Annotated in this window: 11 protein-coding genes and 1 tRNA gene; 8 read left to right on the top strand and 4 right to left on the bottom strand. The window is 58.5% G+C overall.

Annotation, left to right across the window (positions count from 1 at the left end; all coding sequences use genetic code 11):
• Positions 1–17 precede the first annotated feature (17 nt).
• Positions 18–2,219, top strand: coding sequence for an acetate--CoA ligase family protein (locus KYT87_RS26110; protein WP_219991206.1), 2,202 nt, complete (start codon positions 18–20; stop codon positions 2,217–2,219).
• Positions 2,220–2,378: 159 nt separating this feature from the next.
• On the opposite strand, the gene htpG is transcribed toward KYT87_RS26110, so the two are convergent.
• Positions 2,379–4,277, bottom strand: a complete 1,899-nt coding sequence (gene htpG, locus KYT87_RS26115) for a molecular chaperone HtpG (RefSeq protein WP_219991207.1) — start codon at positions 4,275–4,277, stop codon at positions 2,379–2,381.
• Positions 4,278–4,479: 202 nt separating this feature from the next.
• On the opposite strand from htpG, the gene KYT87_RS26120 reads away from it, so the two are divergent.
• The 6 genes from KYT87_RS26120 to KYT87_RS26140 all read left to right on the top strand — a co-directional run bounded on the left by KYT87_RS26120 (position 4,480) and on the right by KYT87_RS26140 (position 8,190).
• Positions 4,480–5,865 carry a uracil-xanthine permease family protein gene (locus KYT87_RS26120; RefSeq protein WP_219991208.1) on the top strand — a complete coding sequence of 462 codons (1,386 nt, stop codon included), beginning with the start codon at positions 4,480–4,482 and terminating at the stop codon, positions 5,863–5,865.
• A gap of 162 nt (positions 5,866–6,027) precedes the next feature.
• Positions 6,028–6,112: transfer RNA gene (locus KYT87_RS26125), tRNA-Leu, on the top strand.
• A gap of 312 nt (positions 6,113–6,424) precedes the next feature.
• A complete protein-coding gene (locus KYT87_RS26130) occupies positions 6,425–6,616 on the top strand; it encodes an AlpA family transcriptional regulator (protein WP_042795350.1) in 192 nt (63 codons plus the stop codon).
• Positions 6,613–7,488 carry a replication protein C, IncQ-type gene (gene repC / locus KYT87_RS26135; RefSeq protein WP_219991209.1) on the top strand — a complete coding sequence of 292 codons (876 nt, stop codon included), beginning with the start codon at positions 6,613–6,615 and terminating at the stop codon, positions 7,486–7,488. The genes KYT87_RS26130 and repC overlap by 4 nt, the downstream gene beginning before the upstream one ends.
• Before the next feature lie 259 nt (positions 7,489–7,747).
• Positions 7,748–7,987, top strand: coding sequence for an HAD domain-containing protein (locus KYT87_RS30095; RefSeq protein ID WP_370638737.1), 240 nt, complete (start codon positions 7,748–7,750; stop codon positions 7,985–7,987).
• Between the two features lie 8 nt (positions 7,988–7,995).
• Positions 7,996–8,190 (top strand): hypothetical protein, encoded by a 195-nt coding sequence (locus KYT87_RS26140; RefSeq protein WP_219991210.1) that lies wholly within the window; start codon positions 7,996–7,998, stop codon positions 8,188–8,190.
• 53 nt (positions 8,191–8,243) lie between these two features.
• Here the strand turns inward: KYT87_RS26140 and KYT87_RS26145 are convergent, their stop codons facing one another.
• Positions 8,244–9,584: an McrC family protein gene (locus tag KYT87_RS26145; RefSeq protein WP_219991211.1), complete on the bottom strand. Its 1,341-nt coding sequence runs from the start codon at positions 9,582–9,584 to the stop codon at positions 8,244–8,246.
• Positions 9,585–9,590: 6 nt separating this feature from the next.
• Positions 9,591–11,432 (bottom strand): AAA family ATPase, encoded by a 1,842-nt coding sequence (locus KYT87_RS29930; RefSeq protein WP_255593579.1) that lies wholly within the window; start codon positions 11,430–11,432, stop codon positions 9,591–9,593.
• Positions 11,433–12,350: 918 nt separating this feature from the next.
• On the opposite strand from KYT87_RS29930, the gene KYT87_RS26155 reads away from it, so the two are divergent.
• The gene (locus KYT87_RS26155) at positions 12,351–13,148 is read left to right on the top strand and encodes a hypothetical protein (protein WP_219991212.1); all 798 of its coding nucleotides are present in this window, start codon (positions 12,351–12,353) and stop codon (positions 13,146–13,148) included.
• A 1,103-nt stretch (positions 13,149–14,251) separates the two neighbouring features.
• On the opposite strand, the gene KYT87_RS26160 is transcribed toward KYT87_RS26155, so the two are convergent.
• Positions 14,252–14,683, bottom strand: coding sequence for a hypothetical protein (locus KYT87_RS26160; protein ID WP_219991213.1), 432 nt, complete (start codon positions 14,681–14,683; stop codon positions 14,252–14,254).
• Between the last annotated feature and the right edge of the window lie 746 nt (positions 14,684–15,429).

Genomic DNA, 15,429 nt, shown 5'->3' on the forward strand with positions numbered 1-15,429 from the left:
CTACTCGCCCGCAAATCATGACTACGCATTCCGACCCCACCCTGTCCCGCCTGTTCACCCCTCGCAGCATCGCCATCGTGGGCGCGTCCGCCACCCCCGGCAAGATCGGCGCCATGCCGGTCAGCCTGCTGCGTCAGCATGGTTACGACGGCCGCATCCTGCCCATCAACCCGCGCGCCGATAGCATCCAGGGCTTGCCCGCCGCGCCCGACCTGGCCGCGCTGGATACCGACGTGGACCTGGTCATCCTGGCCGTGCCCGCCGCGCATGCCGCCCAGGCGCTACAAAGCGCGCGCCCCGGTCAGGTTGGCGGCGCGGTCGTATTCACGTCAGGCTTTTCGGAAACGGGCGCGGAAGGCGTCGCCATGCAAGAGGCGCTATGCGCCATCGCGCGCGAGCGCGGCATCCGCCTGCTGGGACCCAACTGCCTGGGCTACATGAACGTGCGCCACAAGGTCTACGCCACGTTCTCGCCCGCGCCCGCCAACGGCGCCGTGGCGTTGGGCGGCATCGGCATGGTGTCGCAAAGCGGCGCGTTCGGCGCCTATGCCTATTGCATGGCGCGCGAACGCGGACTTGGCCTGTCGCACTGGATCAGCACCGGCAACGAAGCCGACATCGACGTGGCCGACTGCATCAACTGGCTGGCGCACGACGCCGACACGCGGGTCATCATGGCCTACATGGAAGGCTGCCGCGACGGCGCCAAGCTGCGCGGTGCACTGGCCGCCGCGCGCGACGCCGGCAAGCCCGTGGTCGTCACCAAGATCGGCCGCACCCAGGCCGGCGCGCAGGCCGCTGCGTCACACACCGCCGCGCTGGCGGGCGATGACGCCGTCTACGACGCGCTGTTTCGCCAATACGGCGCGCTGCGCGCGCGCAGCATCGAAGACTTCTTCAACCTGGGCTATGCGCTGGACACCTGGCAGCAACGCCCCCAAGGCAAGCGCCTGGGCATCTTCACGATATCCGGCGGCGTTGGCGCCTTGATGGCGGACGAGGCCGAGGAAGCCGGCCTGTCGCTACCCGAACCCGACGCGGCCGCGCAAGCCCGGCTGCTGGAACGCGTGCCCTTCGCTGGCCCGCGCAACCCGGTCGACGTCACCGGCCAGGTGGTGTCCGAGCCCGGCCTGCTGCTGGCCACCGCCGACGACATGCTGGCCGACGGCCGCTACGATGCGCTGGCGGTCTTCCTGGCCGCCGCCGGGTCGTCGGAAGCCTTGTGGCCCACCTTCGAGACCTTTGCCCGCGAAATGCGCGCCCGCCACCCCGACGTGCCACTGGCCTTCTGCGCGCTGTTCCCGCCTGAGCGCCGCCGCGAGCTTGAACGGCTGGGCACGCTGGTGTTCGAAGACCCCAGCGCCGCGATACGGACGATAGGCGCGGTGGCGGGCTTGGCCGCGGCGTCGGGGGCCACGTCGGATGCTGCGTCGGATGCCGCGTCGGATGGCAGCACGGATGGCAGCACAAATGGCACCCCCAAGGCCGCCTCGGATGCCTCCACCCACACCTCAATGCCGCCAGTTGCAGCAAGCACCGCGCCGCTGCGCGACACCTACAACGAAGTGCAGGCGATGGACGTCCTGCGCCAAGCCGGCCTGCCCGTGCCCGACTGCACGCTTGCCACCGACGCCGACACCGCCGTGGCCGCCGCTGCCCGCGCGGCCGGCCCCGTGGTCTTGAAAGTGGTGTCGCCCGACATCCTGCACAAAAGCGATGTAGGCGGCGTGAAGCTGAACCTGTCGGGCGAAGACGCCGTGCGCCACGGCCACGCCGCCATCCTGGACAGCGTACGCACGCACTGCCCCACTGCCCGCATCGACGGCGTGCTGGTCGCGCCCATGGCGCCCAAAGGCGTGGAGTGCATCGTGGGCATGCACAGCGACCCGGTCTTCGGCCCCGTCGTCATGTTCGGCCTGGGCGGCGTCTTCGTCGAAGTACTGAAAGACGTCAGCTTCCGCCTGGCGCCCTTCGACCACGCCCAGGCTTTGTCGATGATCCGCGAAATCAAGGGCTACGCGCTCCTGCAAGGCGCACGCGGCGCACCGCCTTGCGACATCCATGCACTAGCGGATGCCTTGGTGGCGCTGTCGCGTTTCGCGGATGCGCACCGGGAACATTTCAGTTCCGTGGAAATCAACCCCTTGTTGGCGCTGCCGGATGGGCAGGGGGTGCTGGCCTTGGATGCGGTGCTTATTCCCAGCGCTGGACGGTCATGACAATCTTGGGCGCTTGGGCACGACCTGCACTTCCAGCCCAAGCAGACATGAAGGCCTCCAAAATTACCGATCGGGAATATTCACTTCCCTCGCAGCCTCGCGCAATAAAAAAGAGGGCGCCTTACGTTCAGGCGCCCTCTCATCCCACCACCCCGCCGCTTACTTCAGAAGCAAGGCATTCAAGCGCTTCACAAACGCGGCCGGGTCGGCAATTTGTGCACCTTCAGCCAGCAGGGCCTGATCCAGCAGCAGACGCGCCCACTGATCAAATTCACCATCTTCAGCCGCACGAATGCGCGCCAGCAGCGGGTGTTCCGGGTTGATTTCCAGCACCGGTTTCACATTGGGCGCTTCCTGGCCGGCGGCCTTCAGCATGCGCAGCAAGTGCGGGCTGAGTTCATTCTGGCCCACCACCACGCACGCCGGCGAATCCACCAGACGCAGCGTGACGCGCACTTCCTTCACCTGATCTTCCAGCGTCTTTTGCAGGCGCTCGACCAAGGGCTTGAAGTCTTCAGCCACTTCGGCTTGATGCTTCTTTTCTTCTTCGTCGGCCAGCTCGGCCAGGTCCAGCCCGCCCTTGGCGACCGACACCAGCGACTTGCCGTCGAATTCGCGCAAGTAAGACAGCATCCATTCGTCAACGCGGTCCGACAGGAGCAGCACTTCGATGCCCTTCTTGCGGAAGATTTCCAGATGCGGGCTGTTGCTGGCGGCGGCGAACGTGTCGGCCGTCACGTAGTAGATCTTGTCCTGGCCTTCCTTCATGCGCGACACGTAGTCGGCAAACGACACCGTCTGCGCCGGCTCGCCCGAATGCGTGGACGCAAAGCGCATCAGCTTGGCGATGCGTTCCAGGTTGGCGGAATCTTCGCCCGCGCCTTCCTTCAGCACCTGGCCAAATTCCGTCCAGAACGTGGCGTAGTCTTCCGGCTTGTTCTCGGCCAGGTCTTCCAGCAGCGACAGAATGCGCTTGGCCGACCCTTCACGAATGGCGCGCACGTCGCGGCTTTCTTGCAGGATTTCGCGCGACACGTTCAGGGGCAAATCGGCGGAATCGATCACGCCGCGCACAAAGCGCAGGTACGACGGCAGCAGCTGGTCAGCGTCATCCATGATGAACACGCGCTTGACGTACAGCTTCACGCCGTGGCGGCCGTCGCGGTCCCACATGTCCATGGGCGCGTGCTTGGGCACATACAGCAACTGCGTGTATTCGCTGCGGCCTTCCACGCGGTTGTGCGTCCAGGCCAACGGGTCGTCGTAGTCGTGCGACACCGTCTTGTAGAACTCGCGGTACTGCTCTTCGGTGACTTCCGACTTGCTGCGGGCCCACAGCGCATTGGCCTGGTTCACCGTTTCCAGTTCTTCGGTCTTGACCTGCTCGCCCTTTTCCTGGTCCCACTCTTCCTTGGCCATGCGGATCGGCAAGGAGATGTGGTCGGAATAGCGGCGCAAGATTTCGCGCAGCTTCCAGCCGTTCAGGAATTCATCTTCGTCGGCGCGCAGGTGCAAGGTCACGTCGGTGCCGCGCGTGGCCTTCTCGGCGGCGGCAATCGTGAACTCGCCCTGGCCGTCGGATTCCCACTGGATTGCGTCCGTGGCGCCGGCGCGGCGGCTGACCACGGTGACCTTGTCGGCCACGATGAACGACGAGTAAAAGCCCACGCCGAATTGGCCGATCAGCTGCGCGTCTTTTTGCTTGTCGCCCGTCAGCTGGGAAAAGAATTCCCGCGTGCCGGAGCGCGCGATGGTGCCCAGGTTGGCGACGGCTTCGTCGCGCGACAGGCCAATCCCGTTATCCGAGATGGTGATGGTGCGGGCAGCCTTGTCGTAGCTGACCGTGATGGCCAGCTCGCCATTGCCTTCCAGCAAATCGGGCTGGTCGATGGCTTCAAAGCGCAGCTTGTCGCAGGCGTCCGAGGCGTTCGACACCAGCTCGCGCAGGAAAATTTCCTTGTTGCTGTATAGCGAATGGATCATCAGGTGCAGCAGTTGCTTCACCTCGGCCTGGAACCCCAGGGTTTCGGACGTGGAAGACGTGGCGGTTTGGCTCATGGTTCTACGTGAAGTAAAAAATTAGGGACAAATAAAAGGAAACGCAAATACCGGGATCCCGGGGCGAGGAGCCCGCGCGGAATCCGGGAAACCCTACTGAGGTGGGGGCTATCGGGAACTTTTCAAGGCCCCGTCGCGGCAGCAGCGCGAACCCCGCTAAAATCCCGCACTTTCTCTCCTACCCCCGGCCGGCCTTCCGCCCATGCAACCCGCCTCCCTTTCGCAACCCGCCCCCCACGCCGTCGACGACGCGCCCAGCCACGACCTGGTCTACGGCCCCGACGACCGCCCCGCGCCGCCCGTCGCCTTCGTCGCCGCGTTGCAGCACCTGCTGGCCATCCTGGTCCCCATCGTCACCCCCGGCCTGTTGATCTGCCAGGCACTGGGCGTCAGCAGCCGCGACACCACGCTGATCGTGTCCATGTCGCTGGTCATCTCCGGCATCGCCACTTACGTGCAGTGCAAGCGCTTCGGCCCGCTGGGCGCCGGCTTGCTCATCGTGCAGGGCACCAGCTTCAACTTCGTCGGCCCGCTGATCGCGGGCGGCTCGGTCATGGTCAAGCAAGGCACGCCGGTCGAAGCCGTGATGGCCGCGATCTTCGGCGTGGTCATCGCCGGATCGTTCGTGGAAATGGGCATCAGCCGCATCCTGCCCTTCGTCAAACGCCTGATCACCCCGCTTGTGACCGGCATCGTCGTGCTGCTGATTGGCCTGACCTTGATCAAGGTCGGCCTGATCAGCATGGGCGGAGGTTTCGGCGCCATGGCCAACGGCACCTTCGCCAGCGCGGAAAACTTGACGCTGTCCGGCCTGGTGCTGGGCACGATCATCCTGCTGAACCGCGTGCCGGTCGTCTGGATCCGCAGCACGGCGCTGGTGCTGGCGCTGGCCGTCGGCTACATCGCCGCCGCCGCCATGGGCCGCCTGGACTTCACCGGCGCACGCGAAGCCGCCCTGTTCCAGATCCCCGTGCCGCTGCACTTCGGCCTGGGCTTCTCGTGGGCGCTGTTCGTGCCGATGCTGATCATCTACCTGGTCACGTCGCTGGAAGCCATCGGCGACGTCACCGCCACCAGCAAGGTGTCCAAGCAGCCGGTCGAAGGCCCGCTGTGGATGCAGCGCATCAAGGGCGGCGTGCTGGTCAACGGCGCGAATTCGCTCCTGGCTGGCGTGTTCAACACCTTCCCAAGCTCGGTCTTTGCGCAGAACAACGGCGTGATCCAGCTGACCGGCATCGCCAGCCGCCACGTCGGCGTATGGATCGCCGGCATGCTGATCCTGCTGGGCCTGTTCCCCAGCGTGGCCGGCGTGCTGCAAGCCGTGCCCGAACCCGTCCTGGGCGGCGCCGCCATGGTGATGTTCGGCGCGGTGGCCGCGTCCGGCATCAACATTCTGGCGGGCATTCAGCTGGACCGTCGTGCGTTGTTGATCATCGCGGTATCGCTGGCCTTGGGGCTGGGCGTGTCGCAAGTGCCTGAAATTCTGTCGCACCTGCCGCACGCGGTAAAAAGCGTGCTGGAATCGGGCGTCGCCACCGGCGGGATCTGCGCCTTGGTCATGAACTGGTTCTTGCCGGAAAAGAAGTAGATAGTGCTTGAGGGCTGGGTCCGTTTTCGGCTGGATGGCCGAGCGGATCCGGCTCTGATCAGGGGCTGGATGTGAGGCCGCCTGACAATTTTTGAAAGTACGCATATAATCGCTGTCTTCGTTCTCCCGCAGCCGTCATCTGGACGTGTTCGCGACCCCCTTGCCCGGGTGGTGAAATTGGTAGACGCAGGGGACTCAAAATCCCCCGCCGCAAGGCGTGCCGGTTCGATTCCGGCCCCGGGCACCACGCATTTAACTCGTTGATTCAGAATGAATTTTCGAGAATTTGCGATGCAAACATTGCATCAGCGAAAGCGCGTCGTAGTGACCTGTTTACAGTCCTGTGCACAGTTTCAATTCGATTGAGCGCTTGGCTTCCACGCGCTGTGCACAGCGCGCTGCTCTACCAAATCATCCTCGGCTCACCTGCCTATACTCCCCAGACGCCATATGACGTCACCGGACGCTGCCGGCTCTACCCATGCGGGCTGCGAAGGACATATCGAGCAAATGAGGACACATTTCCGGGCATATCCCATGGGGACGTTGGAAATGAGAAATGAGCAGTGCAGACACTCTCCTGCGCCTTCCCGAAGTACTAGCCATCATTCCCGTGTCGCGAGCGACCTGGTATGAGGGTATCAAGACCGGCCGCTTCCCGGCGCAAGTGAAAATTGGCCCCCGCATCGCCGCTTGGCGACGCAGCGACATCGACCGCCTCGTCGCGTCGTTTGACGAGGTCGGCCGTTGACAAGAAAACTCCCACCACATGCGAAGATGGCGCATCCTATTGTGCATGCCCACGGTCTGTTCCGAAGCCTAGCCCCGGGAGAACGAAAGCAGAAGAAGCTTGATGTCACGTTCAACGTTGAAGACGCCGCTGTCCGTTTCATGGGTTTCGAGCCACTAGACTCGAGGGACTTACAAGTCCTTCAAGCCGTCGTTGCGCTCTCCACCGAAGGACTCGCAAATGCCAAAAGCATGTTAAGCGACGCGGCCCCGATTAGGTCATTGCTCGCGTTGACGGGCGACGCCAACTCGGCTCCAACTGTGGCAATTGCCCTGACCCTTGCAAAGCTCGCCGACACCGCGGGATTTGAGAAGAACTGCGGCTTCAGCTACCAAAAGATGCGGGCATCTCTTGCGAGACTTTCGAACGTCACTGTCCTAGTAAAAAGACCAGGCTTTGAAGGCTCGTACCACCTTATAGCGGGTCACGGCATCGAATCTCGAACTGGTCGCCTCTCCATCATCCTAAGCCCGCTAGCCACAGCCGCAGTCCTAGGACACAACAGCTTCCTCAGTACCAATATGGACGAGGTCCGCAGCCTTAAGTCTGGCGCTGCTCATATTTTGCACAACCGGCTGCATTGGATAAACCAAGGCAGCACCCGCAAGGTTGGAATACAGACTCTGTGCACCTATGTCTATGGTGACGACGAAGCACCGTCCATCGTCGCTCAGCGAAAACGACAGCAATCAGTTCGGCGCGCCCTAGCGGAGCTACCAAGGATAGGATGGGCTGTCGTCGAAAAGGAGCCAAGCATGTTCACTATCGGTCGCCCAGCAAGGAGGAAACCGACGTTCAGACACGCCAAAAAACCTGAAGAATTGGTTTCCTAAGAACTGAAGAATTGGGTGCACCACCCTGTAGAAATGGTTCACAGGCCCTCTTCTCCTGACAAAGGAAGTGGGCTTGTTAGAAGACCATTTTTTACAAGCGTGGTCCCCGCCTACGCGGCCTATCTAATTATTTATTATCTATGACATTTTTTTTTATCAAAGAGAGCCCACGCTAAGCACGCCACCATGCTGATGCGGCTCTCTGAACCAGACGCTCGCTCTCTGAGCAAGCACTGAGCAACCAGCGCCGCGTTCTGTGATGGCAAGCACCAATAAACGCCTGCGGCGTTCGCAGCCAGGGAGAGGAGTGCGCGAGCGTCGCGAGCGCGAGCGTCGCGAGCGCCAGCGGCGCCAGCCACTGTCCTGGTTCGCCATAGATGATGACGACGCTGATTGGCCTGCTGCTGACCGGGACCGACTCGTGCGGACGGACGGCGCGCTCGGCATCAGCCCGAAGGATGTTCAGGCCAGAATTCGAGCAAAACTCGCGACATTCTAGAGATTGATATGGAAACGACTGACGTATCCATTGCGCTGAAAAAACTGCACCAACTGGCTCTAGAGGATGGCGATTTGGGAGCGATGTACTGGCACTCCATCAGCCGGCTGCTGAGGTCGGTTGCGGAACTCCAGCGCGAGAATAAAGAATTGAGGAAAGCCCTGAGCGCGTGCGAACGCGCCCGGCCGGGCTCTAAGCGATAGAAAGGTCCTAGCAACGCTCGAGACGTTTCGCCATCTTCGGATTGAAGGCCCGCTCACGCAGAAAACGCTGCTTTCCAGCGCGGGGTGTCTGCCTCAGGTTGTTGGAACGTGTTTGCTACGTCGCCGCACATCAAAATCCGCTCTAGCTGTTCGGGAACTGTCTTAAGGTCTGCCAAGTCCAGCGTCGCTATCCGAACTCGACGTGCGTACCCCCCATCATTGTCCGCCCATGGGTTCAGCAGGTAACTGGTACGTACGCCCGCGGGTGAACCCAGTGATTTGTGGTGCGGGTACAAAAGCACCACATCGGAACAATCGTAGCAGCTCGCATATGCATACATCTGGTAAAGGTCTGACTGCGCGACCCCTTCCTTTGCCTCACTCGCCAAAAGCTCCTTCCACTTGGTATCCAAAATCCAGTGAATTCGACCATCCTTTAGACCTGTTACGTCGGGCTTCATCAAGAAGGCCGGGCCCTGTTGGCCCTCCCTCAACGCGAGGTACTTTTGTGGGCTTTGGAGCCTAGTCGCGATTCCGTGCGGTCGCAAGACTCGCGTCGTCATTCTTCCAACGTACTCTTCAAACAGGAGATTCATGTCGAAGAACATTGAGAACGCCCGTGCACACCCACCGCTTAGGTCGGGGGGAGCATTTTTCAGAAATAGTTCTGCAAGCGAGAAAGAGCCTCGATAGCGGTCGCTTAGTCGGTCAAATGCCACTCGATGCCAGGGCAAGGCTCCGATGTCGCAGTCAGATACGCCATCAAAGACCAATAGGAGCTCAGACAGGAGTCGCTGATTCGCCAGTGTCTTCGCGATGCCCGCCAGCAATTTAACCGCGGCCTTCAGTACGACATTAAGGGGATTGTCCTCCTGAAACTCTTCGAAGCGGCAAAATAGTCGCTCTGGAGTCGCGGCATTCAAGCGAACCTGCTCTGCCACCATCAGACGGCCACGGAGAACGGTAAGGGCTTCTTGGCGCACTTCGTAGCGCCGAACAAGTCCTCGATGAATCTGAAAGAACAGTTTGTCGCAGAACAAGCGGATAAGAATTTCCAGAATGCCGTGATTTTGCTGCGCGAGGAGCGTAACATCACCTTCTGCGATGTCCAGCTTCTTGGTCACTGCCAGCATCGCCACCAAGTTGCGTCGCACGTTAAGGTCACTGCCCTCCACTTTGGGAAGAATCTCAATCGTATGCGGCCCGAGTTGAAAGGCGCCAACATACTGTTGCGCCGCTATAGTTCCGCCGTTCAGGTACCTGAAGACATCGAAGCCATAAACGGATTTCAGACCAGTCGCGAACTCAGCTTGGGCCGGTGTTATTGACGGCCGTGCCGGCTCAAATTTACCTATGTGGACTTTGTCGTGCTCGCGTATCGATATTAGGGCCATGTCCGGTTACTGATAAATATTGAGATAGGAGTCCACCTCGAACTTATCCGGACGGACCGTGTAGCGCGGCCTGAGGTCATATTCGTCGACAGTGGCTTGGAGGCCCTTCGGAATTGCTATACGGGATGCGATGAATCCGCCTGATGTATCGTTCAAGACGAGGCAGACCTTCGACCAGTCCTCGTAAAAGTACTCCTGGAGGAGAGGTATAACTTTCCTTCTGAACACGGTCTCTAAGTCGGTGAGGGTTTTTATGGGTACAAAATACGCGTGGCCAATGGCGTGGTCCCGGTCGTAGAGATACTCGATGCGGTCATTCATTGCCCGTAGCAGAGCTCGCAGGTCAACGCCTTCTATAGCCTCTACTGGCAACGCATCATAATCGGGCTGCAACTCCTCGAACTCGAATCGTCGCCTTAACGCAGTGTCCAGTAGAGCGATGGAGCGGTCCGCTGTATTCATCGTACCAATAACAAATAGGTTGGCAGGCACCCTGAAGTCATCGCCAGAGTATGGTAGCTTCACGGTGAGGCCGTTTACGGCACCTTCGCGCTTATCTGGCTCGAGGAGCGTAATGAGTTCGCCGAATACCTTTGCCAGGTTGGCACGGTTGATTTCGTCGATAATCAAAACGAATGGTTGGCCGTTGGCTTCGTGTTGCTCGTTCAAAAGGCCTTCCAGAACATCCAGTTTCAATCCAGCATGGTCAAGCCTATAAAGCGCCGACTGCACAAAGCCGCGGTCATAGATGTCGCTAACTGAGCGATTCGCTTCTAGCACTGCCAACCATCGCACAGGGCGCATTTGATGGTAAGTGCCCGCTACGGGGGCCTCCAAAAACTCATATTCTCCGGTCACTTCTCCAATGGCACGGAACGAGCGATTTCCTTGGGAGACGATTATTAAGTCGCCAACTCGTACGTCATTCTTGAAGACGCCAGAAAAACGTACATTTGAATCGGGCTTCTTGATGTCTGGTCTTTCTTCTGCAATTTTCTGGCGGATTGCGTCTTCCGTATCGCATTCAGAGAAGTCTATGTCTCGGCCCCACCCCAGTAGGACATATCCCTTTTCTAGACATTCCTGCAAGACAGTGTGTCCTTCAGTCGTGCCCGCAGCGCCCAAAGACATTTTGTATATTGTGCGGTCCTTTAATGGCTTGCCTGAAAGTCCCGGTTTGACCAAGTTACTCAGTCGTGCTGCATCACATATTTCGCGAAAAACTCCGGGACGAATGCGATATGACACCTGACCATCCTTTAGCTCCGGTCGCAAGCCTTCAACGAAATCTTCATAGCCATACGATTGATGGAACGTCACGAAGCAGATGCGGTTGTCACGGCGTAGTTCCTCATATCGGGCCATTAGCTCTTCGCGCGACATTTCAGCATCGCCATCGCAGATTTCAACAGCGAGCTTCGCTGTGCTATAGGTCTTTCCTGTGCCTGGTGGACCATAAAGAATCTTGTTAAGGCTCACTTGGTCAGCGCCGTTGGCCATGCTTGGTCCACTCATAGTAATTTCTTCCGCTGCTTTAGAGTTAGTCAGTTTCTTGCTTGGCTGATTTGAATTTGATTCAATTAGCTCGATTTCGGAATCGATAATTGAAAGTGTTTCGCTGAGGGACCAGGTGGCACGTATCAGGGAAGGCTTGCGTTCGACTCTGGACGTTTCTGCGCGCTTGGTTTCTAAAATATCTGGCGACGAGGTGCTATTGATACGGATAACTCGCATCCTGCGGCCATTATTTTTAGAGTCCATCCAAAGCGAGAAACCATTTTTTATTTTTTCTGTTAATAGGCTTGGTCGCTCTGCTAGTATTTCTCGGATGGCATCTTCTGGTTTCATTCTACGTTCTCTATTCGTTTTATTTTAAGAATAAAAATTTATTATCTTGATGAATGGGCGCTGACTCAGAACCGTGTATCGATGTCAGTGTCGGGGTGTAGATGAAAAGGAATGAAGCATTTCTCGCGAGAAAATTGTCAACGAAATTCATCATCGAAATGCGAAGCACCGCGGCCTCCGGGAGACTGCCGAAATCATAGGGAAACAGTCAAATGGCCATATGTGGGTCAAACATCACTATGACCCAGCCCATCGAGTGGGCCACCCCGATAGTAATAAGCCGTAACGGTCCTCTCTGAGAAAATCACGGGGGAGGTCGGCCAGGACGGCGACGATTCTAATTTGCTGGGTTGTATCCGCCTTGTAGAAATCAAGGTCATCGAAAGCGATGTTGTGCCGTTCAGCAAATAAGAAATCGATGGCGTCGAGTATCGTCGTTTTGCAGCTATCGCCTGGCCCAACCAGGCAGTTAACCCCCTTTCCAGGGGGCCATTTCAGGCTTTCGATACCACGAAATCGCTTGCTTACTAGGTGCTTGATATACACGCTTCACCCGATAGAGCACGAAGGTCGTGCCGAGTATACGGGAACCAATTTTTGGTACGAAGACCTGTGCCGCCGACTTCGTTGACACAATAAATCGCTTCACCTAGAATGCGGCCTGCTCTATTCGCGCTCAAGCGAATCACCAGAGCGGTCGATAGTCGGCAGCTAGCCGACCTTCATAGGACCTTTTGACATCACCATGCCGGCCATTCAGGCCCATGGCGTCGGTGTCCCTATGGAGAAACGATAATGCCGACCGTAAATCCCGCCGCTACCCGCAAAGCCTTCAAACCACGTCAGTCCGACCTGGCAACGCCTCTCCTACGTCTTGTCGCGTGTGGGCAGCCCGTGGCCGATGCATGCGAAGCTTCCATGCCGAAGCGCAAACGCGCGCGAACTGATACCTCGACAGCCGATAATCCCCTGCGCGCGATTCTCGATTGGCGCCGCGCTGGAAGCAAACAAAAGCCGGTAGAACAACTCTGCCATGCCGCCACCTCGCACCGGGCGCTTTCTGTGACCCAGAGGGTCGAAAGGGGCTGTCTGGAATATCTAGGGCTTGGGGTGGAGCATGCGATTGGTTCACTACCCGACGCCATCGTCCTGACCAACAAGAGAAGATTCCGACAGCAGTGCCCGGAACTCGCTCATCTCGTCAAACTCTTCGAATCAGGCGGCGGCGTTGTCCCCTATGGCCCCGGGTACGCCCGCCATGATTGTCGCGCCAGAGTCGGAAAAGTCACGCAACTGCACACCGGGTCACCACTGTTGAGCGTACTACGCGCAGAACTGAAACCGGGCTGGACGGTGGAACAAGTATGGTACGCGTGCCTCACAGGTGACATACCGACGACGGGTGACGAGGACAGCGAACTGATGGAAATATGCGAATTCTGCCACCTGCTTCCACGTGCCGGGCTCGTACCGTTCAACAGTCACCCAGAAGACGGGCCTGAAGCGGATGGGTTGGCTGGAGTCGAGCTATTGAACGAGACAAAGTTCTGCCAAGTTTTTCCAGAACTGGCTCACCTAGCCCCCACGCTGCGTGAATGCGACGGCGTCGTCGGGCACAGCGGCGGACGACCCCGAACCAATTCAAAATCTGGTCCATTGCCGACCCGAAGTAAAGGCGAGCTATTCTTGGCTTGGTCTAACCCGGCTGAAGAGTGAACCTGACTCCTCTATCTTCGGCCAGCGAGAGCCTCCAAACAGGAAATTGCACTACATCACCGGAATGTGCTCTCCGTGGCCTATTTTCTGCATGTAGAACAAGAATGGCAGCTCCCCGGGATACCCGCGGGCCCTCGCCTCCTGACAAAGACGCCACGACTGACCACGGACCCCGTAAAACCCTGGCTGCGAGGCCACTCTTGCGAGAGTGGCCTCAACCTCTCTCCACCGACGCCGCCGAAGCTGCTCATCTAGCAATGTGTACAAGTTCCGCATCTGCTCTGGCTCTCGACGCCACGTCCATCTAACTCCACCCTTATGGTTGTGCCGAGTAAGTTCATAGCCTAGCCAGACCAATCGCGGCTTTTCAAAGACGCTTCGTAGCGACTCGTTGGCATCTAACTCACCATTCGTGAAGAGCATCAACCAGCAAACTCGCTCAGCCCCTTGGGGCTGGAACAAAGTCAAAATTGCATTCGCCTTCCCACGTCGCTTTCTGGTAATCCGCTGAGATGCCGATGCAGCCACTCCATAAAGGCGATGGAACTTACTGACCAGAGCACCCACTTTGGATGCCAGGATGGTGCCTGAGGTGTAGCGGGTGTAGCCACGGGGAACGCTGTCTAGGACTCGCGCGAGCGCAGCAGCAGTGGTTCGGGCCAGCGGGGTTGTAGGTGTACGCATTGGCATCTCAAGAAAAGACTGATACCAGCGTATAGAGCAGACGCAGTGCGTGTGATTCGCTTTGCTAAGGGCCGAGGAGGATGAGACAAATAGATGTTCCGAGCGCAGCTCGGCTGACTCGTGCAAGACGAAGTGCGAAACGTAACGTTGGGACGCTCGCGCACCCAAACGTAGACTGAAGCTTGCGCGTCTGCTACGACCGATTCGGTCGGCGATTTCCCCTTGAGTGGCACGACTCCAGCTCTTGCCTAAGCTCATCAATTCGAGCTTGCATCTCCGCGGCTCCGCGGAGGAGTTGGCTTACCTGATACCAGTATGCATAGCCCAAATCCCCATCGGACATGCCCAACTCATGGAACTTACGCAAGGCAATTTCCAAGTCAATTTGGGGTGACATTCTTGAGGTCATAGACATCTCCTCAGCAAGGGGACAACATCGATAACATCCTCGCTCCTGAAGTCTCGCGACCGAGTTCGCCTTCAAGCAGCGACCGCCAAGCGTCATGTTGGAACATGGCATCGCAAATCTCAAACTCAACCTGGTCATCGACGATGGCTATCGAGTCATAAGGCGGCCAGCTTCCCCAGACATCTTCCGAGAGCGAATCGGGCTCCAGGCTCAGCACTTCCAAGGTCCCCAGCACTTTCATCGACTCGCCCAGCAGTTTTCCTAACTCAAGCACGCCCGTACCCCGCGGCAGACCAGCCTTCTCACAAAAATTCTGACGTGAGATTACTTGCAATCGAATTCCCCGATTCTCGGCTGCAATTGCAACAGCTGCTCGTAGTACACGCAGCGCCCTCTCCGAAACTCCATCCGTGTTGAACTTGATGGACACAATCGCATTCATAAAAGATTCCCCCAGGTAAGCGCTTATTCGAACAACGGCGAGCACCGTGTGGACATCATCAACAGGGCAACGGAGGGATTTGCCCTCCCCAGTCGTGTCAGGTCCGTGCGATAGCCATACACACGATGTACCGCCAACGCGATTGCGCAAGACCTCGAAAATCCGCCCTCGCAATGCACCACCAATGACTTAACTTCGGCAGGCAATGAGCGGATAAAGCAATGAACAGCGGACGCTTGTTCGACGGTAAATTCTCGTTGCGGTCGGCTACGCGCCCGCAACGAAATTGAGGGGTTAAGGAAGTCGACATCCGAGAAGCAGAGCCGAAGGAGATGGGCAAATCCGTCCAGCGCTGCCGGCTCATCATCCGGCGACCTAATTGAGATGATTGCCAGGCTTGGCAGTCTGGGCAAGCGCTCAGCATCCTGACGAGAAAGTGCGAGAACCTGCCGCACCGAGTCGGGATATGACCTGTAAATCGCATCAACGATGCCGCTCATGCGTTTGAATCCGCCCATCCTTTCGCCTCACCAAAACGCTCTAGAGGCAACAGCGTCGAACCTCTGTCCCGACGTCACCTTGACTCCTTTTTTGCCCCTGCGATTGGAAGTTACGGACAGGACATAGAGTGGTCAATGAAAAAGAACCAGCGCTTGGCAATAGCCGATTTTGACGCTATACGCTCTGTGGTTTTTGCGCGTCAAAACCTGTGATGCGACGAGTAAGAGCCGCACTATACGTACACA

This window comes from Achromobacter sp. ES-001, assembly GCF_019448355.1.
GTDB lineage: Bacteria > Pseudomonadota > Gammaproteobacteria > Burkholderiales > Burkholderiaceae_B > Achromobacter > Achromobacter spanius_B.

Excerpts from the sequence above, each read along its gene's own strand:
- KYT87_RS26110 (WP_219991206.1), top strand. The coding sequence starts at position 18 with ATGACTACGCATTCCGACCCCACCCTGTCCCGCCTGTTCACCCCTCGC.
- htpG (WP_219991207.1), bottom strand. The coding sequence starts at position 4,277 with ATGAGCCAAACCGCCACGTCTTCCACGTCCGAAACCCTGGGGTTCCAG.
- KYT87_RS26120 (WP_219991208.1), top strand. The coding sequence starts at position 4,480 with ATGCAACCCGCCTCCCTTTCGCAACCCGCCCCCCACGCCGTCGACGAC.
- KYT87_RS26130 (WP_042795350.1), top strand. The coding sequence starts at position 6,425 with ATGAGCAGTGCAGACACTCTCCTGCGCCTTCCCGAAGTACTAGCCATC.
- KYT87_RS30095 (WP_370638737.1), top strand. The coding sequence starts at position 7,748 with ATGGCAAGCACCAATAAACGCCTGCGGCGTTCGCAGCCAGGGAGAGGA.
- KYT87_RS26140 (WP_219991210.1), top strand. The coding sequence starts at position 7,996 with ATGGAAACGACTGACGTATCCATTGCGCTGAAAAAACTGCACCAACTG.
- KYT87_RS26145 (WP_219991211.1), bottom strand. The coding sequence starts at position 9,584 with ATGGCCCTAATATCGATACGCGAGCACGACAAAGTCCACATAGGTAAA.
- KYT87_RS29930 (WP_255593579.1), bottom strand. The coding sequence starts at position 11,432 with ATGAAACCAGAAGATGCCATCCGAGAAATACTAGCAGAGCGACCAAGC.
- KYT87_RS26155 (WP_219991212.1), top strand. The coding sequence starts at position 12,351 with ATGCCGAAGCGCAAACGCGCGCGAACTGATACCTCGACAGCCGATAAT.
- KYT87_RS26160 (WP_219991213.1), bottom strand. The coding sequence starts at position 14,683 with ATGAATGCGATTGTGTCCATCAAGTTCAACACGGATGGAGTTTCGGAG.